This is a genomic window from Photobacterium kagoshimensis (genome assembly GCF_050337045.1).
Taxonomy (GTDB): Bacteria; Pseudomonadota; Gammaproteobacteria; order Enterobacterales; family Vibrionaceae; genus Photobacterium; species Photobacterium kagoshimensis.
Window position 1 is genome coordinate 158,195 of record NZ_JAKJSO010000012.1, and the last position, 23,710, is coordinate 181,904.

Consider the following 23,710-nt stretch of genomic DNA (forward strand, 5'->3'; position numbering starts at 1 on the left):
TGATGGCTATCGTTAAGGTTATTTCTATTTGAAAGAATATCTTACGCTTGCAACAACGATCCCATATGCGCATTAATGGATTGCGCGATCTTTTCATAGCGACCGCGCAATGGCGAGCCAGGCCGATAGGCCAAAGTGATCAGGCGCGTCGGTTCTGGGTCGTGCAATTTAATGTAACTGACACCATCTCGTACTGCTTCTTTAGGTGTTGCTAGTTTCGGCAATAAGGTGATCCCACTCCCTGCCGCCACCATATTGCGAAGCGTCTCTAAACTGGTCGCTTTAAAGCTGCCATCTTCATTGGCCCCTGCCGCAAAACAAAACCCCATCGCCTGATCACGCAAACAGTGGCCATCCCCCAACATCAGCAAGGTTTCACCGTTCAACGCAAGCATCGAGAGTTCGGGTTGCTTGGCCCAATCGTGTTGCTCAGGTACCGCCAGCACCATAGGCTCGTCGTACAGCGGTAATTCAACAAAGGCTTCTGTTTCTTTGACTGCCGCCAAAATAATGCAATCGAGCTTACCCGTTTCTAATTGCTCAACTAACTGGTGGGTCTGCGCTTCATGCAAGAAGAGTTCAAGTTGAGGAAAGGCTTCTTTAAGTAACGGAATCACTTTGGGTAATAAGTAAGGCCCAACCGTTGGGATAAATCCCACATGCAGTGGTCCAGCCATGCTATCGCCTTGCTGACTGGCAAGTTCACTCAGGATTTTCACTTCCAACAGTACCTTCTGAGCTTGCTCTACTAGCTTTAATCCGGCATCGGTAAACAACACGCGACGGCTGGTACGCTCTAACAGTGATACACCTAACTCATCTTCGAGCTTACGAATTTGGGCACTTAACGTTGGCTGACTAACAAAACACGCTTCCGCTGCTTTGCGAAAATGAAGATGTTCCGACAGTGCAACCAAATACTCCAAATCACGAATATTCATAAAACCACCTTAGCTCACAGTTTGATAGATGAAAACTATCGAAACTATAGCTTTAAACAGTTAGAGCTATCAAGGCAATAAATACATAATAGCTACATCAACAGGGAACAAGACAAAGAAAGCTTCCGGTTGAAAGAGACAACCAACAACGAATCAAATATTTAAATGAAGGAATTTATTATGTTCGCATCTAAAGAAGGTCAGGCTATTCCACAAGTTACTTTCCCAACTCGCCAAGGCGACCAATGGGTTAACGTAACAACTGAAGAGCTATTCGCAAATAAAACTGTGATTGTATTCAGCCTACCAGGCGCATTCACTCCAACATGTTCTTCAAGCCACCTTCCTCGTTACAACGAGCTAGCATCGGTATTTGCTGAAAACGGTGTTGACGACATTCTTTGTGTATCAGTTAACGACACCTTTGTTATGAATGCATGGAAAGCTGACCAAGAAGCTGAAAACATCACTTTCATTCCAGATGGCAACGGTGATTTCACCGACGGTATGGGCATGCTAGTTGACAAAAACGACCTCGGCTTCGGCAAGCGTTCATGGCGTTACAGCATGCTAGTGAAAAACGGTGTAGTTGAGAAAATGTTCATCGAAAACGACGAACCAGGCGACCCGTTCAAAGTCTCTGATGCAGACACTATGCTGAACCACATCGCACCAGAACACAAAGAACAAGCATCAATCACAGTATTCACTAAGCCTGGCTGTCCTTTCTGTGCAAAAGCGAAGCAAAACCTGATTGATGAAGGTCTGCAGTACGAAGAAGTCGTACTAGGCAAAGATGCAACAACCGTTAGCCTACGTGCAATTACTGGTCGCACAACCGTGCCTCAAGTCTTCATCGGTGGTAAGCACATCGGTGGCAGCGAAGAACTAGAAATCTACCTAAACAAGTAAGCCTGCAAAGTAAAACTGATAACAAAAGGTGGGGCCTAGCCCCACCAACCGTGTGGATGTGGAGAGAAACAATGAAAACGTTAAATGTAGATGTAGCTGTGATCGGTGGTGGTACAGCAGGTTTAGGCGCTTACCGTGCAGCAAAAGCACATACTGATAGCGTTGTGATGATTGAAGGCGGCCCTTACGGTACAACCTGTGCCCGTGTTGGTTGCATGCCTTCTAAGCTGCTAATTGCCGCAGCAGAAAGCGTTCACCACATTGAAAAAGCGCCCGCTTTTGGTGTCCATCCACAGGGTGAAATTGTTATCAACGGCCGCGAAGTGATGGACCGAGTAAAACGCGAACGCGATCGCTTCGTTGGCTTTGTTTTGGAAGGTGTCGATGAGATCCCAGCCGAAGATAAAATTGCTGGCTACGCAACCTTCTTAAACGACACCACGCTGCAAGTTGATGATCATACTGTTATCAACGCCGAACGCATCGTGATTGCGACAGGCTCTCGCCCTGCCTACCCAGGTGTTTGGAACGAGCTTGGCGATCGCTTAATCATTAACGACGACGTGTTTAACTGGGATGATTTACCAAAATCAGTCGCCGTATTTGGCCCGGGGGTTATCGGCCTAGAGCTAGGTCAATCACTGCACCGCTTAGGTGTAACAACCAAACTGTTTGGTTTAGGTGGTCAAGTAGGTCCTGTGACTGACCCTGAAGTGATGGCTTATGCCAACAAAGCATTCAATGAAGAGTTTTACCTTGATGCCGATGTTAGAGTCGAAAGCATGAAGCGCATTACCTCTGGCGACCAAGATATGGTTGAAATCCAGTTCATGAATAAACAAGGTGAACTCGAAACCATCGAAGTTGAATACGTACTGGCAGCAACAGGTCGCCGCCCTAATACCGACAAACTTGGATTAGAAAATACCTCGCTAGAATTAGATGAGCGTGGCGTACCAACAGCCGATCACTACACACTACAAACATCACAGCCAAACATTTTCATTGCCGGTGATGCAAGTAACCAATTACCACTACTGCACGAAGCTGCCGACCAAGCCCGTATCGCGGGTGACAACGCAGGCCGCTTCCCTGAGATCCGTGCAGGCCTTCGCCGCTCTAAAATCTCAGCCGTCTTCTCTGACCCGCAAATTGCGATGGTCGGTGAAACGTACAAAGAAATTACCACTCGTTTAGGCACCTGTGGTTGTTTCGCAACCGGTGAAGTATCGTTTGAAAACCAAGGTCGTTCACGCGTTATGCTAAGAAACAAAGGTATTCTGCACGTGTATGGCGAGCAAGGTACAGGTCGCTTCTTGGGGGCTGAAATGATGGGGCCAAACGCAGAACACTTAGCGCACCTATTAGCATGGGCACACCAAAACAAGATGACGGTTTCAGAAATGTTGGATATGCCTTTCTACCACCCAGTGATCGAAGAAGGGGTTCGTACTGCGCTGCGTGACCTCAATGCGAAACTGCACTTAGGCCCTGAAATGATTAAACACTGTCTAGACTGTGGCCCAGGTTGTTAATAACACCAAGCACTGACAGAGAAACAAAAGAGCACATCCGTATAAAATTGCTACGCGCCAATAGCAAGAATAATAACAATGCACTACTCGGTTCACTCTCCACCGAACCGTCCCCTACATTTTGCCCTCACACGTGAGGGCTTTTTTATTCCCGCTTTTCACACCTGATGCTGCACGGTACACTCTGATACATTAGAGGTTTGCCCTCGCTTTAACTTCAAGGTAACTCATGGCCTGCTCAACCTGCCGCGACACACACAATCGCTTTAAGCAAAAGCTAGGACGTTGCCGCCAATGCATGTGGCAACTCACCCTATTGAGTTTGTTTAGCTGGACCGTTTGGGGCTATCGCTATCAAGCACATCCAACGTCAGTGGAGTCCATTACTCTGATTTTTGCCGCGAGTAGCTTCAGCCTATTGTTACTGGCACACTTTGTGGTCGCACTAAAATTGAAGCTCAGCCATAAAAAAACCTGACGCACGCATCAGGTTTTTAGCTTCTCATCGACTCATCGTTCGACTCGGTAATGAGGGGATAGGTTAAGCCACGTTTACCGTTGGAATTTGCTGTTCATTGTCCATTCGAACTTCTAACGCCACTTCATCACAGGCATGCACCCGTGGACAACGATCGCAGTCTTTCATCACTTTTTCAGGCAGCAAAGATTTCGAGGTTGGCACAAAAGCTTGCTTCATAAAGAACTCTGGTACACGCGTCAGAACAAATACCCGTTTGATCGCCATTTGGGATGCTTTCTCGATCAAGTGATCAACAATGGCTTTGCCCTGCCCTTGGTTCTGCCAACCCGCTTCAATACCGAGCGAGCGGATCTCTGCCAACCCTGAGTCATAGACATATAAAGAAGCACAACCAGTGACAACGCCATGATGCTCAGTCACGGCAAACGAGCCAATGTCACGCACCAGTTCATTACGCTTACGCGGTAAGTTTTCACCCAAACCCGACCAATACGACACCATGCCTTCAATCGCATCGAGATCAGTTAGCCGCGCCCCACGCACTTTGACACTTGGCGAATAACGCTTCTCTAACCGCTTCTCGGCTTGGCCAATCGCATAATCAACCTGATTCGGCGCCACACCACCTAAGGCACAACGTTTATCGAGGCAGGAGTCGATGGTTAAGATGGGATACACATCCTCATCTATCACGGTAGAAAATTGCTGCATTTCAGCCAGTGACAGCTCTTCCAGTGCACAGCCTTTTTCTATCGCCGCGACTACTGCCACGCCAACAATATGGTGCGCTTCACGAAATGGAATGCCTTTCGCCACCAAGTAATCAGCCAGCTCGGTCGCGTTAGAGTAACCTTGCATTGCTGCTTCCAAGGTACGGTCTTTATTGACTTGGATACCATCAAAACACAGTGCCGCCATTTCCATGCAGTCATGCCAACTGTCTAGCGCATCAAACAGGCCTTCTTTATCTTCTTGCATGTCTTTGTTGTACGCCAGCGGCAAGGCTTTGACTGTCATCATCATGCCTGCCATTGCGCCATAAACACGGCCGCACTTGCCACGGATCAGCTCTAGCGCATCGGGGTTTTTCTTTTGTGGCATCAAGGACGAACCCGAGGTCACCGTATCGGCAAGCTCAATAAAGTTCGATTCACCTGAGTTATAAAAGATTAAATCTTCAGCCATCCGCGACAGGTGCAACATAGAGATGGAGGCGGTTGAAAGCAGCTCCATCACATGATCTCGATCCGACACCGAATCAAGGCTATTTCGGGTTGCACGATGAAACCCTAAGCTATGGGCCAACACTTCACGATCAATCGGATACGCGGTGCCCGCCAATGCCCCAGAACCCAGCGGACAAGTATCTAATCTTGCCAATGCATCGGTTAACCGCGAGTAATCACGCTCAAACATTTCGACATACGCCAAACACCAATGGGCAAAGGTTACAGGCTGTGCCCGCTGCAAATGGGTATACCCAGGTAAAACCGTCGCCTGATGGTCACGCGCGACCATGACCATTTGGTTTTGCAGTTTATCGAGCATCAGGAGCAGCTGTTGGCCTTGCTGACGACACCACAACTTCAGATCCGTTGCGACCTGATCATTACGTGAACGGCCAGTGTGTAACTTTTTACCTAAGTCACCCACTTTACTGATCAGCTGCTGTTCCACCCAGCTGTGAATATCTTCAGCATCCGAGCGTAAGATCTGCTCAGGATTCTCCATCACTGCCAATTTCAGTTCATTTAATGCTAATTCCAGCTTTTGCTGCTCAGCATCTGTGATCACATCGACTTGGCGCAATGCTTTCGACCATGCAATAGAACCAACGATATCTTGCTCCGCAAGGCGGTAGTCAAAACGTAGGGAATCGTTAAATTCTTTAAACCGTGTGTCAGCTGCCTGACTAAAACGTCCACCCCATAATGCCATGGTCTTTCTCCTGTCCTTTACTGCTCGACTTGCTCAATGCTTGTTGGCTTGCTCGACCTGCGCTGTTATTCGGAGACAACAGCAAAGGCCGAGACATCATGATTATTATTTTTTCTGGCTGTTTAATGCACGGATACGGCTCGCTAGCGAGTAAAGACGAATAAAGCCACCAGCATGACTGTGGTCGTAAACTTCATCTTCGCCAAAGGTCGCAAACTCTTCTGAGTACAAGCTATTAAGTGAACGTTTCTGCACCACCGTAGCTTGACCTTTATACAGCTTCACGACTACTTCACCGCTCACATCTTGGGCAAGTTCATCGGCGGCAGCCAAAATAGATTTACACAGGGGCGTGAACCAACGACCGTCGTAAATAAGGTGCGAGGCTTTGAGGCCAATGCTTTCACGGAACTCGTAAGATTCTTTATCCAGCACCAACTGCTCAACCGCACGTAGCGCTTCGTTCATAATGGTGCCACCTGGGGTTTCGTAACAGCCACGCGATTTGATCCCCACTAAACGGTTTTCAACGATATCAATACGACCAACACCGTGCTCTGCTCCTTTCTCATTGAGGTAAGTGAGCGCATTAAACGGGGTCATGGCTTCGCCATCAACCGCAACAATTTCACCTTTGTCGACCACAATCGATACCGTTTCTGCTTGCTCTGGCGCCTTTTCAGGATCTTTGGTCCATACCCAACACAAGTCGTTCGGTTGATTCCAGGTATTTTCAAGCACACCGCCTTCCGTTGAAATGTGCCACGCATTGGCATCGCGCGAGTAGATTTTCTCCAACGAGGCAGTGCATGGAATATCACGTTCAGCTAAGTAATCGAGGAGGGCTTCACGGCTACGCAAATCCCACTCACGCCAAGGTGCAATCACGGTTAATTGCGGCGCCAAAGCCGCATAGGCGCCTTCAAAACGGACTTGATCGTTACCTTTACCGGTACAGCCGTGACACACAGCATCAGCCCCAACTTCAAGTGCACACTCAACCTGTGCCTTGGCAATGATAGGACGCGCCATGGAGGTACCCAGTAAGTATTTACCTTCGTAAATCGCCCCTGTCTTTAAGCTTGGGTAAATATAATCTGCGACCATTTCCTCTTTCAGATCTGCGATGTAACAAGAAGATGCGCCCGATGCGATCGCCTTTGCTTCAATACCGTCCAACTCGGCATCTCCCTGGCCGACATCCGCTACAAACGCCACCACCTCGCAGTCGTAATTTTCTTTCAACCATGGAATGATCGCCGATGTATCTAGACCGCCTGAATACGCTAAAACTACTTTCGTTACCTTACTCATACTGCTCTCCTGCTTGCCCTTTCGGCGGTCTCACCGCACTGGCTTTTCTGTCATTGGTGTACTATCAAAATTCAATCTGAAACCAGATATAAAGCGCCTTCGCTCTCTATACTGAAAACTTAGTGCCGATACTCTTACCATCAAATAGATCAGCGAGTTTTTCTGGGTAGCGCCATGTCGCCACTTCAATCGGGCGCCCTAATGCTTTTGCCGCTTCAAACGCAGCCCGTACTTTGACAACCATGCCATCGGTGATCACCGCTTGTTGGATCAAGGCTTCCGACTGCGCTTCTGTCAGGGTTGGAATTAAATGCCCCTTACCATCAAGGACCCCACTCACATCCGAGAGCAAGACCAATTCCGCATCGAGCGCTGCTGCCACGGCTACCGCCGCTTGATCCGCGTTGACGTTCATCATTTCGCCTTCAGAAGTTAAACCTATCGAGCTGATAATCGGTAAGCACCCTGCCGCCATAATTTGACTCACCAGTGCACCATTTCCTGGCGCGGCTTTACCCACCGCTCCCAACTCAGGATCTAGCTCTGTCACCTGACACAGGCCACCATCAGCCAAACACAAACCCACAGCACTGATGCCTGATTTAATTGCATGGCCTTGCAACATCTTGTTAGCTGTTCCTGCTAAAGCCCCTGTAATTAGCGGAATTTGTGCCTGTGGCGTAACGCGTAGCCCTTCCTTTTTCACCGTTTCCAGTTGTAACTTGGCCAAAAGTTCATCAACCAAATAGCCGCCGCCGTGCACTAACAGCAGTGGACGCGCAGCTTTTGCCTGATATTGATTAATTGCAGCAAATAATTTAGTCAGGGTGTCATGGCAAGAAAGTACCGCTCCGCCAAGTTTTATTACTAAAGGCATGTTATTCATGGTGACTTATCCTCATAGCAAGCCAGATAACGGCGGGAAATTATTACGAATATTTATGCACTGAACCGCTTGCGACGATGCGCCTTTCAGCAAATTATCAATCGCAGAGGTTAAAATTATGTGACCGTTTTGTACTTGCCAGCCTATATCGCAGAAACAGGTATTCACCACGCTATCAAGCTGAGCCGCTTTGTTATGCAGTAAACGAATCGCAGGCTGGTTAGCATAAGCGCTCTCCAGAACCTGAGTGATCTGATCCGCCGAGACACCTTGGGCCAATTTAGCGCTAATAGTGGCTAAAATTCCGCGTTTAAAGTTACCAAGATGGGGGGTAAAGATGACATCGCAGCCTAAATGAGTCGCGATTTCAGGCTGATGACGATGATTAAAAATACCGTAGGCATGAAGGCTGACTTCACAGAAACTATTAGTCATCGACGCGTTACGGCCAGCGCCTGATACGCCGCTCACCGCATTAATAACAGGCCATTGCTGGGCATCGAGTAAATTGGCATCAACTAAAGGTTTAAGCGCTAGCTGCGACGCCGTTGGATAGCAACCCGGTACCGCGATGAGTTGTGCCTCTGCAATGGCGCTAGCATTCCACTCTGCTAACCCATAGACCGCATGTTCCAGCCAGTTTTTGTGTTGATGTTCAAAGCCATAGAAGTCGGTATAAAAACTATTGCTCTGAACCCTAAATGCACCCGATAAATCAAATACCTGACAACCTTCAGTTAAAAAGATTGGCGCCAGATCGTGGCTCACTTGATGGGCCGTTGCCAGCAATACCACGTCGGCTTGTTGCGCGACAGCTTGTGGTTCCGTCAGCGGTAATAGCGGTAAATCAACAATCCCTTTCAGCTGGCCATGCAATTCACTGATAGCAGTATGACTATCTGCACTTTGCGCGGAGACGTGTAGTCCTGCCAGCTTTAAAGATGGGTGGTTATGGACAATTTTAGCGAGTTCCGCTCCGGTATAACCGCTAGCACCGATAATGTGGGTGTTCAACATAATGTAAATCCATTTTACGCTTTGTTTGGAGTATCAATCTGAATAGTCAGAGAGCATGCTGGCTGAAGCAGCCAAAATATGAGGGTGCAGCAGAGGCACCAAGCGATGAGACTTAGCGTCGTCGGAGGGAGTGTAAAACTAAAAGGTTCGCTTGGTTCATGTTAACAAATTCCTGCTTAATTCGATTTCTTTCGGTCTTCCTAACCCAAAGATTGAAAATAAATTATTATTCAATAAAGCTGCATTTCTATGTTTACAGTTTTATCGAATGGCTGTCAACACTTCTCAGGCATTTCCTGGTTTTAATTAAAATTTGGCTATTTCCCCCTTAAACCAAACTATCAGCTCGCCTTAAATGCAACAAGTATCACAACTCGATAACGTTACATCGCGCTTAATTAAAGCGTTTTACCTCTTTCTGCTGACAAAGCACGCAGTAAATGTGCTAAAAGACGGGTTTATTACGGAAATTTGTTACAAAATAGCGTCAAGGACATGATAAAAATCAAAGTAGAATCGGATTTTTGCCCGCAGTTATGATGAAAGTTGACCTGAAAGCGGGATCACGGCTAGATTATTGGTCAGCATTGATGCACTGGATGTAAAAAAATTACGAGATGGATGCGATATGAATGAAAAGTACAGCGCGCTAAAAAGTAACGTCAGTATGCTTGGCCATTTGCTAGGTAATACCATTAAAGACGCTCACGGTGAGCCACTGCTCGATAAAGTGGAAACCATACGGAAACTGTCTAAATCCGCTCGCGCCGGAAATGAAGACGATCGTACCAAACTGATTGATGAGTTACAGAACCTACCGGATGACCAGTTACTTCCTGTAGCCCGTGCCTTTAGCCAATTCCTCAACCTGACCAATATTGCTGAGCAATACCACACAGTATCGCGTCATTGTGACGAGCATATCTGTAGCCCAGACTCCATTGACTCACTATTTGGTAAGTTAAAAGACAAAGACATTAGCCAGCTTGATTCCATTCAAGCCGTTCGCGAATTAAATATTGAGCTTGTGCTTACCGCGCACCCAACTGAAATTGCGCGCCGTACCATGATCCACAAACTGGTACAGATTAATAAATGTCTTTCTAACCTAGAACTCAGTGAGCTTTCAGCGGCTGAGCGCCAACGTGTCGAGCAGCGTCTTGAGCAGCTTATTGCACAAGCATGGCACTCCGATGTGATCCGCCAGCAACGCCCAACACCACTCGATGAAGCGAAGTGGGGCTTTGCTGTGGTTGAAAATTCACTGTGGCAAGCTGTACCTGAATTCTTGCGCCAATTTGATGACAAGCTAACCAATCACTTAGGTGAAGGCTTACCGCTTGATGCTGCGCCGGTGAAATTCTCCTCTTGGATGGGCGGTGACCGCGATGGTAACCCGTTTGTCACCTCAGCGGTCACCCGTGAAGTACTGCTACTATCACGCTGGAAAGCCGCCGATCTTTACTTGGGCGATATCCAAGAGTTAGTTAGCGAACTGTCGATGGTCAAATGCAACGACCAGGTTCGTGAGCTTGCCGGTGAAGAGCACGAACCTTACCGCGCTATCGTTAAACAGTTACGTAGCAAGCTAACCCACACACGTGATGTACTTGATGCGCGCATTAAAGGCACTGATGTACCTGCTGGCGCTATCATTAACGACGCTGACGAACTATGGCAGCCATTACACGCGTGTTACCAGTCCCTGCATGAGTGTGGCATGGGTATTATCGCTGATGGCCTTCTGCTTGACGTACTGCGTCGCGTGAAGTGTTTTGGTGTTCACCTTGTTCGCTTGGATATTCGTCAAGAAAGTACCCGTCATTCAGACGTCATTTCTGAGTTAACCCGTTATTTGGGCTTAGGTGACTACGATCAATGGAGCGAGCAAGACAAAGTCGCTTTCCTTGTTCGTGAACTGGCGTCGAAACGTCCACTACTGCCTCGTGACTGGCAACCGTCACCTGAAGTACAAGAAGTTATTGATACCTGCCAAGCAGTTGCAGAGCAGCCACGTGAAGCACTTGGCGCGTATGTGATTTCGATGGCACGTACGGCTTCAGATGTACTGGCGGTACATTTGTTGCTGCAAGAAGCTGGCTGTCCATTCCGCATGGATGTGTGTCCACTGTTTGAAACACTTGAAGATTTGAACAATGGCGCAGGCGTCATTAAGCAACTGCTTGATATTGACTGGTACCGCGGCTTTATTCAAAACCACCAAATGGTCATGATTGGCTACTCAGATTCAGCCAAAGATGCTGGTGTGATGTCAGCTGGTTGGGCCCAGTACCACGCGATGGAAGCCTTGGTTGACGTGTGTGAGAGCGCTAACGTTGATATTACGCTGTTCCATGGCCGTGGCGGTACCATTGGCCGTGGTGGTGCGCCAGCGCACGCTGCACTGTTATCACAGCCACCACGTAGCCTTAAAGGCGGCCTACGTGTAACAGAACAAGGTGAGATGATCCGCTTCAAGCTGGGCCTTCCAGATGTGGCCGTCAACAGCTTGAGCTTGTACACCAGTGCGATTTTGGAAGCCAACTTACTACCACCACCGGCACCAAAACAAGAATGGCGTGACCTGATGGAAGTACTGTCAGAAGTATCGTGTGAAGCCTACCGCGCCGTGGTACGTGGCAATGAAGAATTTGTGCCTTACTTCCGCGCAGCAACACCAGAACTTGAACTGGGTAAACTGCCATTAGGTTCTCGCCCAGCTAAACGTAATCCAAACGGTGGTGTCGAGAGCTTACGTGCGATCCCATGGATCTTTGCCTGGAGTCAAAACCGCCTGCTACTGCCAGCATGGTTAGGTGCAGGTGAAGCCATTCAGTACTCGATTGATAAAGGCCATGAAGCCTTATTGGAAGAAATGTGCCGCGAGTGGCCATTCTTCTCAACGCGCCTAGGTATGCTGGAAATGGTCTTTACCAAGACCAATACTAAGATTGCGGAATACTATGATCAACGTCTGACAGATAAGTCCCTATGGCCATTGGGTCAGAAACTGCGTGATCAACTGCAGTCTGATATTAAAGCCGTCCTGAATGTTGATAATAACGATCATCTGATGGAACAAGATCCTTGGGGTGCAGAAGCGATTCGCTTGCGTAATATCTATGTTGAACCACTCAACATGCTGCAAGCTGAGCTGCTATATCGAACTCGAGAGCAAGGTGAGATCTCTCCGATGCTTGAAGAAGCCTTAATGGTGACCATTGCAGGCATTGCAACTGGGATGCGCAATACCGGTTAATCCGTCATTATATCGATACCTAAAAGGCCGCCTTGCGGCCTTTTTTTATGTGCACAGTAAATACTCGTTCGGTTTCATTGTTACTTTTATCAGTTTTGAGACAAACCTCATTAAACAATACGCATTAAGATGTTTATATCCTCTTGTGAAAGCGGATGTATCACAACTAATTGCACTGCAAGCGCGAATAACTGAATGGACTAATGTCACAAGATGAGCAATTTATAGCTTATTCAGGTGAATACTACCCCATTGAGGTATCCGTATTGAGTGTATTGATGATACTCTATGTGATCTCGATCAGGCACTGAAACAAGTTGATTATAATAACGCCAAAGAGCGGAAGGGTGAGCTTGGTTTGATCGGTTTATTTTGATGTATTTTAACGGATAGAAGAGATGTCACTACCACACGTTATTTTAACCGTGCTGAGCACTCGCGACGCAACCGGTTACGACATTACCAAAGAATTTTCACACAGCATCGGTTATTTTTGGAAAGCGAGCCACCAGCAGGTGTACCGTGAACTGAATAAAATGGCCACTCACGATCAAGTAACTTGTCGCCTTGAGCCACAAGATGGCAAGCCCGATCGTAAGGTGTACTCCATTACCGATTTAGGCCGCCAGGCACTGTTTAACTGGTTCCAAGAACCAGCACGTAACCCAACGATTCGTGATGAATTCTCAGCGAAGCTACTCGTCTGTGGAGTGCATAACTCACTCCCTATGCAGCAGCAGCTTGAAGCATTGATCGATGAATCACACAGCTTAATGAGCCATTACCACGAGCTAGAGAAACTACACTTTAGCGATTACAAAGCAATGAGCCGTCAAGAGCGCCTTGATCGCCTTACGCTTCGTCGTGGCATGCACAACCGTCAAGCTTGGATTGTTTGGGCTGAAGAAGTGTTAGCTGAACTAAAAGACATGGATAGCGAAGGTAGCGATATCGCACTATAAGCTTCATTGTCATATCAAAAAGCCGCTATCCAATAGCGGCTTTTTTGTTGCGCCTAGGTCAACTGCACTGGCTCTCACATATTCTACGAAGTCGCAATCTCAACTTCTGCCCGCACACCCAAGGTGTGACAAATAGCGTAGGTCAATTCCGCACGGTTAAGGGTATAAAAATGAAAATCTTTCACCCCTTCACGGCTCAGTACCCGAACCATATCAATCGCATTACTGGCTCCAACCATTTGGCGGCTTAGCAAGTCATCATCTAACCCTTCGTACTGCTTTTCCAACCAGCCAGGAATTTTGACATTATTTGCCAAAGCGAACCGCTTCGCTTGGGTCATGTTCGATACGGGTAAAATGCCAGGTACAATTTCAACATCAATGCCTGCCGCGACACAACGGTCACGAAAGCGCAGATAACTTTCAACATCGAAGAAAAACTGGGTAATCGCACGGCTCGCCCCCGCATCCACTTTTCGTTTCAGGTTGATCAAATCCGCTTGGGCGCTTTTGGCTTCAGGGTGTACTTCAGGGTACGCCGCGACAGAAATATCAAACTCGGCTTCTTTGCGTAATAATTCCACCAAGTCTGATGCATACATGTCTGGCCTACCACCTTGTGGCGGTAAATCGCCCCGCAATGCCACGATATCGCGAATACCGCTATTCCAGTAATCACGGGCGATAGTACGTAACTCATCACGGCTGGCATCAATACAGGTTAAATGCGGCGCTGCCACTAGGCCTGTCTGATCTTTGATATCCTTAATGATCGAGTGAGTGCGATCTCGTTCACCGGAATTGGCACCATAAGTGACAGACACAAACTTTGGCTTCAGTGTTTTCAATCGGTGAATAGATGCCCACAGGGTCTTTTCCATTTGCTCGCTGCTAGGCGGAAAAAACTCAAATGACACATTGAGGTCACCTTTAAGGTCCACAATATTTTGGTTTAGCGCATCTAAATGGCTTGCGTGAGAATACCCCATAGTTCATCCCTTCCTATCCTGGCACCGTGGCCCATCTATCCTTAAAAGTGAACGTCTTTAAATAACCATTTAGACGTCTATATGTCTACAGAATGTCGTGATACCAATTTAATGTCAACCTACTAATCATGAATTTTTTTCAAGTTCATATTGCATAATTTTCACAATAAAAAAACCTGCCAAAGGCAGGTTTTAAAAGGAATAGTGCATGTTTCTAGCGATAAGAACATCGTTAACTAATCATCCTAGTTGGCTTGGTTTATACCGCTATATTCAACTGCCATAAATAATCATAGCAGCCGATCTCACAATCACCACCAATCGCCAACGACAGCGATCTCCGACGCCAAGGCCTGTTTACAACAAAGCGGCAAGACGATTAATGTCCGATAGTAATGCCCCTGCCGTCACATCACGCCCCGCGCCTGGGCCACGGATCACCAGCGGATTATCGCGATACCACCGACTTTCAATCGCAAAAATATTGTCACATGGCAGTAGGTTCGCCAGGGCATGTTCTTTGGGCAAGGCTTCTACCCCAACCACCGCTTTGCCTTTTTTATCCAATCGAGCCACATAGCGCAGTACTTTCTCTTCCGCGTTCGCCTTCACCAATCGCTCTTCCAAACGCGTATCGAGCTCTCCGGCTTGTTCGAAAAAGGTATCGAGACTGACATCAACCAAAGATTCAGGCACCAGAGTTTCCACTTTAACCTGCTCTGGCTCGATGCTAAGCCCTGACTCACGCGCCAAAATAACCAATTTGCGCATCACATCACTACCATCTAAGTCATGGCGAGGATCGGGTTCAGTGAGCCCTTGCTGCCACGCTTGCTCAATCAAGGCTGAAAACGGCACCGAGCCATCATATTGCTGAAATAACCATGACAAGGTGCCAGAGAAAATACCAGAGACTGCAATGATGTCATCACCACTCTCTCGTAAGTCACGCACCGTATGGTTAACGGGTAACCCAGCCCCAACAGTGGCGTTATACAACCAATGGCGGCTGGTTTTGGCAAACGCATCTTGTACCGCATGGTAATCAGCACTCGATGCCGAGCCAGCCACTTTATTGGCTGAAATCAGGTGCAGGCCATTTTCTGCTACCTGTGGGTATTTCGCCGCTAGCTCAGCACTGGCCGTCACATCTAACACCACCACATCATCGTATGGATGAGCCGCTAATGTTGTGAGCAACTCACCTTCGGCGTACTCAATCGCTTCATCGTTAAAGCAATTTAAAGCACGCGCAGGGGCGATACCTTCATAATCAATCCAATGACGGCTACTGTCAGCGACACCAATTAAGGTAAATGTTTTACCATGGCGTTTACTCAGTTGTTCGCACTCGGTTTCAAATAACTCGAGCCAGCGGCTACCAATATTGCCTTTGCCGCATAGCACTAATCCGATCCGTTTCTGCGCTTGGAACAAACTTTGGTGGACACGACCAATCAAGGTTTCAGGGTTCACATGGCGTAAAATCGCCACGAGGCTCAAGCCTGATTCGGCTTCTGCCAGAAATTCAACCGGCTGACCTTTCAGTTGCTGATAGAAACCATGACAATGGACGGGGTTATTAACCACCCCCGCACCAACAACTGCCACCATGGTAAAGCCATCACGTAACCGCAACTCGGCCGCAATACCGCTATCTTGCAGTAAACCTAATACGCCATTAACAACCTCGCCAGTGTAAGCCAGCAAAATACGCCCTTGTTCTACATCCACACTTTGGGCCAACGGTGGTAACTGCGCACGGAGTAAGGTGCGTGCTAACTCTTTACGGACGGGCTCAAAATCATTGGCACGAGAGACATCCAGCTCGATCAGACAAACATCATCTAATGAGGTTACAATTTTAGCACCACGGCCAGAAGCTAATACGCGCTCCACCCGCGTCGACCCCGACTCAGGTTGATGACTGCAACGCAAGGTGAGATCAATAGTGCTCTGGGCAACAGGCTGAAGAGTACGACTATGGAGTACAGGCGCAGCAAGACGTGCCAATTCACTGGCTTCATCAAGACGTAACAAGGGTAGCAGGCAAGCATCTTTTACTTGGCGCGGATCGGCACTGTAAACCCCTGCCACATCGCTCCAGATGGTCACTCGGGCGGCATCAGCTAATGCACCAATGACGGTTGCCGAGTAATCTGAGCCATTACGCCCAAGCAATACCGTTTGTCTTGCTTGGTTTTGGGCCATAAAGCCAGTGATAACAATCCGATGCTGGCTATGCTGCACCAGTTGTTGTTGCAGTAAAGGCCGTGAAGCAGCGCAATCAACTTCAGGTTGCGCGGCGAGTTCAGCCCGTAAAAACTGGCGGGAATCAAGCGCACAAGCAGGCAAAGCATTGGCATTAAGCACAGCGGCTAATAGCCGAGCCGACCACAACTCACCGTGGCCTAATACATTGGCACGAGCCGCCTCATCAAGTTCTAATTCACTCAGCGCTGATAAGGCACTCAGCTCCAGGTGAAGCTGAGTTTGTAATTCGTCCGCTGCGGGCTCAGGTAGCAGATCATTGATCAACTCTTGTTGGTACTGACGTAGCTCTTGCAGCACTTCATGCGCATGGCGGCCGTCTTTCGCCAACAGGGTTAACCATTCAATCAATCGGTTGGTTGTTTTACCCGCCGCTGATACGACAATCAGATCTTCGGCGGTCGAGTACTCTTGTAAAATTGTCGCCACACGACGATAGCATTCGGCATCTGCGAGGCTACTGCCACCAAATTTATGTAATTGACGCGGTTGAACTTGGCTCATTTATCCCACCTCAGCTGCTTGCTGGAAAGCTTGTACTAAATCGGCAATAAGATCAGATGGGTCTTCAAGCCCCACAGATAAACGCAGTAGTGCTGTGTTGATGCCAGCTTCTGCCTGTGCTTCATCGGACATTGCACGGTGTGTCATGCTCGAAGGATGGGCGATCAGGCTTTCAGTGCCACCCAACGATTCCGCCAGCGAGAAACATTTCAGGGCTTTCACAAACACTTCAAGTTGCTGGAAACTCCCCGCCAACTCAAAACTAATCATAGAACCAAACCCTTTTTGCTGGCGCTTCGCGATGTCATGGCCTGGGTGATTCGGCAAACTGGGGTGATAAATCGCGGCAACTTGCGGGTGGTCTTTTAAGAAAGCCAATACTTGCGCCCCATTTTCTTCGTGCATCTTCATGCGCGGCACTAAGGTACGTAAGCCCCTCAGGGTTAGGTAAGCATCAAAAGGAGCGCCAGTTGCGCCAATACAGTTGGCCCACCATGCAATGTTTTCCGCTTGTTCAGCATCCGCTGAAATCAAAATACCGCCAACGACATCAGAATGGCCATTGATGTACTTGGTGGTCGAGTGCACCACAAAGTTAGCGCCCAGTGCGATAGGTTGCTGCAGGACAGGCGAAAGGAAAGTGTTATCCACCGCCACCTGCGCCCCTGCCGCTTTGGCTTGCTGGCACAAAGCTTCTACGTCAATCACGCGGAGTAGAGGATTAGAGGGGGTTTCAACCCAAATAATTTTAGGCTGTTTTGCCAAGGCATCTGCTAAGGCTTGAGGATCAGATTGATCGACAAACTCAACCTTAAAATCACCTTTATTGGCGCGCGTATTAAATAAACGGTAAGTACCGCCGTAACAATCATGCGGTGCTATGATCAGATCATCGGGCCCTAGTAATGCAGAAACAAGAAGGTTAATGGCGGCGGTTCCACAACTTGTCACCACACCACCTGCACCACCTTCTAGCTCTGTCAGTGCGTCGGCCAGCATATTGCGACTCGGGTTACCAGAACGGGAATAATCGTATTGTGGCACCTCACCCAGCTGTGGAAAACTGTAGGTTGATGTGAGATAGATAGGGGGGACAACAGCGTGGTGCTGAGAATCGGATTCAATGCCGGTACGAACTGCAATAGTGGCAAGTTTCTTGTCACTCATATTAACCTTCCTTGTTTCGGTTTAATGCCGAATAAAATTCCTTCATCAACATTAACCACATTAAACTGAGACGTCAACACTTCTAGACGTCTATATGTCTTTGCTTATGGCGGTAAATATCGCTAAAATTCACCCAAACTTTAATTATGACTCACTGCCCTACTCGCAGTTATTTCGTATGACCCCATATTTTCTGAGGTTTTCTCAGTATAGTCATGGCGTGAAATAACCTGAGCGGCGGTAAAAACAACAACGCTGAGAAGGTAAAACATGGCAGAGTGGAATGGCGAGTACATCAGTCCATACGCGGAACACGGTAAGAAAAACGAACAAGTAAAAAAAATTACGGTGTCGATTCCATTAAAAGTCTTAAAAATTCTGACTGATGAGCGTACACGTCGTCAGGTGAATAACCTGCGCCATGCGACCAATAGTGAGTTGCTATGTGAAGCATTTTTGCATGCATATACTGGCCAACCGTTACCCACCGATGACGATATTCGTAAAGATCGCCCTGATGATCTCCCAGCCGAGGCGAAAGCTTTGATGGATGCGATGGGTATTACTTACGAAGACATCAACGAGTAACCTCGTCGCGAGGGGCAAAAAACTGACTGTGGCGACAACATTGGAACCACAGTCAGTAAATATGGAAACGCGCTACTTCTAGATCTTTATAGTGGTAGCTTTTACTTTCATCAGTCTTATGCGGTACGTCCTACCACCAGCGTCAAAAGAAAAATCGTAATAACAATGCCAAGTAACTTAAGTTCACGCTTTTTCATAACTCTCTCCTTGCTGTTTCTCACTCAAAATAAGTTTTCTCACCACCATAATGAACACACCGGTTAACACTAAGTTCAGTGCTAACGACAGCATGCTGATGGTGACAATCGGCCCACCAAAGCCATAGCCAATACTGATCATCAACACCCCTGCACCCACTTCTCCACGTGGCCACATGCTGATCGACAGCGCCAAGCGCTCTTTCAACGTTGCTTGTTTGCGATAGCAAAACAGTGGGAACATCTTGCCGAGATTGGCAATCACAGAAATGATCAAAACGTGGTAAGTAATTTCAGCTAACGACATCGCTGGCATTGCCAGAGTGACGCTCTCTGTTGAGGTGGTTGTTACTCCCCCAAAGATTTGTGGCAAGCTCAGACCAACCAGCACCATGAACACCCCAGCCACAAAGCTTGAGACTTGCTGATCCGCGCTAGATTCATGCTGCGATTTCATCATGCAGCCCAGCACGAAAGCGGGGAGCAAAACTTCGAAATGGACGCCACTGCGTAAATAAAACAACTCACACAGCAACGCAATAATGACGGAATAGCCCATCACAGCGCCCGCAGATGACGGAATAGACCAAAGGTGTAAATAGCGGTAACCCAGCGCTAACAAGCCAAACATTAAAACGAGTGTCACACCTAATGCGGGCTGCCAGCCCACCACTAAAATAGACAGTGGGATCATCAAGAGCACAGTATCGAGATCATCAAAGATGGCCAGCACTCGGGCTTTATTAAACATCCAGGTCGCCCCTAACCCCGCAGCCGTCAGCATGGCAAACAGCACCCCCGCAGAGGTTGGTGCAGCGAAGCGACCAATGACTAAGGTTTCCGTCCATGCATCTAAGTTGCTCCACATCTCTGGCGGCATCAGGACAAAAATGAAATACAGTACAACGCCTATCCACGGGAAGGTTGCCGTTGTCATTGCAACCACGTAGTCCCAGCGGTATTGCTTTAAATTGTTCTTATCAATTTCAAACTCACGACCGACATTGATCATGATGTAGGCCAGCGCTGACATGGTCAGTAACAGAATGGTCGGTTGCAGTTGGCCGTAACCGACTATGAATGATGGCAGCAGTTGTGAGCACACTAGCCCCACCAACAGTAATGCGGAATATATAATGATTTTTTTCACGTCATAACCTCTTGGATTGCATTGTTCATCAGAAATCGCCAGCCCCCTAAAAAGAGGGCTGACAGTTGGGTTAGACGAATTTCACTTTCGTGATTTCTTTGATACCCGACAGTACGAAGGTCGGTACAGATGCGGCAATAACCACAGCCACTAAGTGACTAAACGACAGGGCTTCGGTATTAAAAATCATTTGACCTAAGCCTGTGTACATCACGCTCAGTGATAAGGTTGCAGACAAGGCGACTGCGCCTAGTAGGTACTTATTGGTGAATGGATTTTTGCGGTATAGCGTTGTAAAGCTACGTGAATCAAATAGGTGCCACAGTTGGGCAAAGATCAGCATGGCAAAAGCAACTGTCTGTGCGTATTCCGCACTATGACCAGCATTCAATGCCCAGCTAAATGCCATGTAACTCATGCCACCCAGTGCCAAACCACGGATCACAATTTTGGCGCCTAGGCTGTCGCCAAAGAAACCCTCATTACGTTTGCGCGGTTTACGTGACATCACATCTTTTTCTTCAGGTTCAACCCCCAATGCTAAGGCAGGTAAACCATCTGACACTAAGTTGATCCACAAGATCATCAGTGGCGTCAGCGGCAAAATAGTTTCTGGCCCCATCATCAGGAAGGCAATCAAGATCACCGCCACTTCACCCACGTTGGCTGTTAATGCCTGACGGATAAACTTACGTAAGTTATCGAAAATCTGACGACCCTGGCGTACGGCTTTGACTATGGTGCTGAAGTTGTCATCCAACAAGATTAAATCACCAGAGTCCTTGGCCACCGAGGTACCCGCTATCCCCATTGCCACACCAATATCTGCGCGGCGAAGTGCTGGGGCATCATTCACACCATCACCTGTCATGGCGGGTACTTCATTATTGTCTTGCTGCGCTCGCACGATACGCAATTTGTGCTCAGGGCTAACCCGTGCAAACACCGCCACCTCTGGACAGATACGACGCAATGCTTCATCGTCCATCTCATCAAGCTGAGCGCCCGTGATCACCTTGTCGTTTTCAGAGCGGATAATACCGATATCACGAGCAACTGCAGCTGCCGTTAAGGCATGGTCACCAGTGATCATCACGGTACGCACACCAGCATCAAAACAGCTATTTACCGCATCGCGCACTTCTGGACGTGGCGGATCCATGATGCCGTAGAGACCAAGGATGGTAATGTCATGCTCAAGCTCGTGATGGTCACGATCTAAATCGGCAGCGGTTAATGGACGGAAACCCACAGCAAGGGTACGCAACGCTTGGTCTGCGAACTCTTTAATCGCTTGTTGATAGTTGGCGATGTGTCGCTCAGCTGGGCTGGTTGCCAGTGCGAGGTTACCTTGCATTTCTTGCTCAGCGTGTGCGACAACCGTGCCATCAATCATAAAGCCTGATGCATTACGCAGGATCACATCGGGTGCACCTTTTACAGCAAGGAAGTGTTGGCCTGCTTTATCTCGCACAATGACAGAAGCCATCTTACGACCAGAATCAAACGGGAATTTTTCAACAATCGTAAACTCACCCGATGCCAGCATATTGCCCTGCTGTAAGCCAGCTTTGGCAGCAGCAACAATCAATGCGCCCTCAGTTGGGTTACCACGAACAGCGTATTGACCTTTCTCTTGCAAGTACTGAGCATCGTTACATAAGGTCGCAACAGTAAGGCCACGCATCATTTCAGGGCTATCTGTAACGGCCACTTGGTGTTTTTGTGGTTCAAACTCCCCTTTAGGATCGAAGCCTTTACCTGTCACTTTCCAATAACGACCAGCCGCATCATAGGCTTGCATCACCTGCATTTGGTTTTGGGTCAGCGTCCCTGTCTTATCAGAACAAATAACCGTGGTTGACCCCAAAGTTTCAATGGCAGAAAGTTGTTTTGCCAAGGCGTTGCTCTTCACCATTTTGGTCGAGCCCATGGTCAATACAATCGACACAACCGTAGGTAGGCCTTCAGGAATAGCAGCAACAGATAACGAGATACCCGTATTTAAAATTTCTAACCATGGCATACCGTGGTACAGACCAATGGCACACACCACAGCAACCACGGAAAGGGCGGCAATCATCAATGTATGCGCGATGGTATCCATGCGCACTTGCATTGGTGTTTTCGTTTCTTCGGTGTTGGTCATCATGTCCGCAATGTGGCCAACTTCGGTTTGCATTCCCGTACCAACCACTACCCCATAGCCATTGCCAGAGGTAACAATTGTAGTCATGAACCCCATATTGACCTGATCTCCCAAGCCAATATTGTCACCTTCAAGCTCTGCAATGCGCTTATCAACAGGCTCAGATTCCCCCGTCAACGCGGCTTCATCTATTGATAGTCGATTGGCTTCAATGATCCGCACATCGGCTGCTAAGATGTCACCGGTGTTGATTTTAAGAATGTCACCCGGTACTAACTCGCGAGCAGGTATCGATAATACATCCCCATCCCGCACTACTTGGGCGCTGGGGGCTGCCATCTCTTTCAAGGCATCCATGCCTTTTTTGGCTTTCATTTCTTGCCAGAACGCAATCAAAGCATTGATGAAAATGATCACTGTAATCGCAATGCCATCCACATTGTGACCCGTAAAGAATGAGACTAAAGCGCCTACTCCTAAAATAAAAATAAGAGGGTTTTTAAATTGATCTAAAAACATTGCTAAAGCAGATTTGCCTTCTTGCTCTTGCAATTCATTAGGGCCGTATTCTTGCTGGCGATCTTTCACTGTTTTTGATGATAATCCAGAACGTGTTGTTTCTAATTCTGAAAGCGTATTATCCGCTGTCTTTGTAAACCACTTTTTTCGCATACAATAATCTCCAACAAAATAAAGGCGAACGAATCTAGCCAAATAATTAGCAAAACCTAAACTTTGTTTATATCTGACACTCAAACAGAATTGTTAGAGCGCGTCCAAATTATAATATTCACATAAATGATGAAATTATTTTCGGTATTGGAAATTCTTATTCGGGATTTTTTTTGATTATTATCAACATTCATTCCGATATTAGCTCGGATTATTAAAAACAATGTAAATAGGTATAAACAAGACCTAATGATAACCACCTCAAAACATCGGAAAAACCGAAAGATAACAGCCAATACGTAGGTTTTATCATATCTAAAGGTGCTTTTAGCGAGATGCATCACATAAGAGATGCTCGCCAAACCTCCCCTTACCAATCAAGCAATAAGTAGCGTTTAGCGGTAGATAAGTGCTATTATTTGCTTTCCAAACGACAACCATTCCATAACCCAACTGAATGTAAGTTTATATTTCAAAAGATCTGCATTTATTAAATATGATTTCACCAGGTAAGAAAGATCAGAAAATACAAATAACCTCTCATTTTATTTTCCGTTAGTTATAAATTAATAATCGATATTCACAAAGAAACAGTTATTTCAAATTTGTTTAATTTGCTATAAATTGTAAAAACAACACTTACTTATTATTTTAAATATTAATCCTCTCCATTATTTAAATGCTGGATAGAAAAGTGATCGTAATCAATTCCCCTCTGCTGTTAATTTATATGATAAGTGCATTAGCTAAATGCAATACGAATATCCATTCATCATTT

General features: G+C 47.3%; 16 protein-coding genes. 6 read left to right on the top strand and 10 right to left on the bottom strand.

Features of this window, described 5'->3' with window-relative positions; genetic code table 11:
* Positions 1 to 41 precede the first annotated feature (41 nt).
* On the bottom strand, positions 42 to 941 hold the full coding sequence (oxyR, locus tag L4C35_RS10135) for a DNA-binding transcriptional regulator OxyR (RefSeq protein ID WP_428462753.1): 900 nt from the start codon (positions 939 to 941) through the stop codon (positions 42 to 44).
* 180 nt (positions 942 to 1,121) lie between these two features.
* Here oxyR and L4C35_RS10140 point away from each other — a divergent pair, with 180 nt between their 5' ends.
* From L4C35_RS10140 to L4C35_RS10150, 3 genes are all read left to right on the top strand, one after another.
* Entirely contained in the window at positions 1,122 to 1,853 is a 732-nt protein-coding gene (locus tag L4C35_RS10140) for a glutathione peroxidase (protein WP_428462754.1), read from the top strand.
* A gap of 71 nt (positions 1,854 to 1,924) precedes the next feature.
* The gene (locus tag L4C35_RS10145; protein ID WP_428462755.1) at positions 1,925 to 3,388 is read left to right on the top strand and encodes a dihydrolipoyl dehydrogenase; all 1,464 of its coding nucleotides are present in this window, start codon (positions 1,925 to 1,927) and stop codon (positions 3,386 to 3,388) included.
* A 229-nt stretch (positions 3,389 to 3,617) separates the two neighbouring features.
* Positions 3,618 to 3,866 carry a DUF3624 domain-containing protein gene (locus L4C35_RS10150; protein WP_428462756.1) on the top strand — a complete coding sequence of 83 codons (249 nt, stop codon included), beginning with the start codon at positions 3,618 to 3,620 and terminating at the stop codon, positions 3,864 to 3,866.
* A 63-nt stretch (positions 3,867 to 3,929) separates the two neighbouring features.
* Here the strand turns inward: L4C35_RS10150 and argH are convergent, their stop codons facing one another.
* The 4 genes from argH to argC form a co-directional block, all read right to left on the bottom strand.
* Complete coding sequence (gene argH, locus L4C35_RS10155) at positions 3,930 to 5,807, bottom strand: argininosuccinate lyase (RefSeq protein WP_428462757.1); 1,878 nt, start codon at positions 5,805 to 5,807, stop codon at positions 3,930 to 3,932.
* Between the two features lie 105 nt (positions 5,808 to 5,912).
* The gene (locus tag L4C35_RS10160; protein WP_428462758.1) at positions 5,913 to 7,121 is read right to left on the bottom strand and encodes an argininosuccinate synthase; all 1,209 of its coding nucleotides are present in this window, start codon (positions 7,119 to 7,121) and stop codon (positions 5,913 to 5,915) included.
* Between the two features lie 106 nt (positions 7,122 to 7,227).
* A complete protein-coding gene (gene argB / locus L4C35_RS10165) occupies positions 7,228 to 8,007 on the bottom strand; it encodes an acetylglutamate kinase (RefSeq protein WP_428462759.1) in 780 nt (259 codons plus the stop codon).
* 12 nt (positions 8,008 to 8,019) lie between these two features.
* On the bottom strand, positions 8,020 to 9,024 hold the full coding sequence (argC, locus tag L4C35_RS10170; RefSeq protein WP_428462760.1) for an N-acetyl-gamma-glutamyl-phosphate reductase: 1,005 nt from the start codon (positions 9,022 to 9,024) through the stop codon (positions 8,020 to 8,022).
* 628 nt (positions 9,025 to 9,652) lie between these two features.
* On the opposite strand from argC, the gene ppc reads away from it, so the two are divergent.
* On the top strand, positions 9,653 to 12,283 hold the full coding sequence (ppc, locus tag L4C35_RS10175; RefSeq protein ID WP_428462761.1) for a phosphoenolpyruvate carboxylase: 2,631 nt from the start codon (positions 9,653 to 9,655) through the stop codon (positions 12,281 to 12,283).
* 398 nt (positions 12,284 to 12,681) lie between these two features.
* Positions 12,682 to 13,245, top strand: a complete 564-nt coding sequence (locus L4C35_RS10180; protein ID WP_428462762.1) for a PadR family transcriptional regulator — start codon at positions 12,682 to 12,684, stop codon at positions 13,243 to 13,245.
* Positions 13,246 to 13,328: 83 nt separating this feature from the next.
* Here the strand turns inward: L4C35_RS10180 and metF are convergent, their stop codons facing one another.
* The 3 genes from metF to L4C35_RS10195 all read right to left on the bottom strand — a co-directional run bounded on the left by metF (position 13,329) and on the right by L4C35_RS10195 (position 18,176).
* On the bottom strand, positions 13,329 to 14,234 hold the full coding sequence (gene metF, locus L4C35_RS10185) for a methylenetetrahydrofolate reductase (RefSeq protein WP_428462763.1): 906 nt from the start codon (positions 14,232 to 14,234) through the stop codon (positions 13,329 to 13,331).
* Positions 14,235 to 14,591: 357 nt separating this feature from the next.
* Positions 14,592 to 17,009, bottom strand: a complete 2,418-nt coding sequence (locus L4C35_RS10190) for a bifunctional aspartate kinase/homoserine dehydrogenase II (protein ID WP_428462764.1) — start codon at positions 17,007 to 17,009, stop codon at positions 14,592 to 14,594.
* Positions 17,010 to 18,176, bottom strand: coding sequence for an O-succinylhomoserine (thiol)-lyase (locus L4C35_RS10195; protein ID WP_428462765.1), 1,167 nt, complete (start codon positions 18,174 to 18,176; stop codon positions 17,010 to 17,012).
* 270 nt (positions 18,177 to 18,446) lie between these two features.
* On the opposite strand from L4C35_RS10195, the gene metJ reads away from it, so the two are divergent.
* Positions 18,447 to 18,764, top strand: coding sequence for a met regulon transcriptional regulator MetJ (metJ, locus tag L4C35_RS10200; RefSeq protein WP_048898870.1), 318 nt, complete (start codon positions 18,447 to 18,449; stop codon positions 18,762 to 18,764).
* A gap of 183 nt (positions 18,765 to 18,947) precedes the next feature.
* Here metJ and L4C35_RS10205 read toward each other — a convergent pair whose 3' ends face one another.
* Both L4C35_RS10205 and L4C35_RS10210 read right to left on the bottom strand, forming a co-directional pair.
* Positions 18,948 to 20,111 (bottom strand): cation:proton antiporter, encoded by a 1,164-nt coding sequence (locus L4C35_RS10205; protein WP_428462766.1) that lies wholly within the window; start codon positions 20,109 to 20,111, stop codon positions 18,948 to 18,950.
* A gap of 70 nt (positions 20,112 to 20,181) precedes the next feature.
* Positions 20,182 to 22,932: a cation-translocating P-type ATPase gene (locus tag L4C35_RS10210; RefSeq protein WP_428462767.1), complete on the bottom strand. Its 2,751-nt coding sequence runs from the start codon at positions 22,930 to 22,932 to the stop codon at positions 20,182 to 20,184.
* Positions 22,933 to 23,710 lie beyond the last annotated feature (778 nt).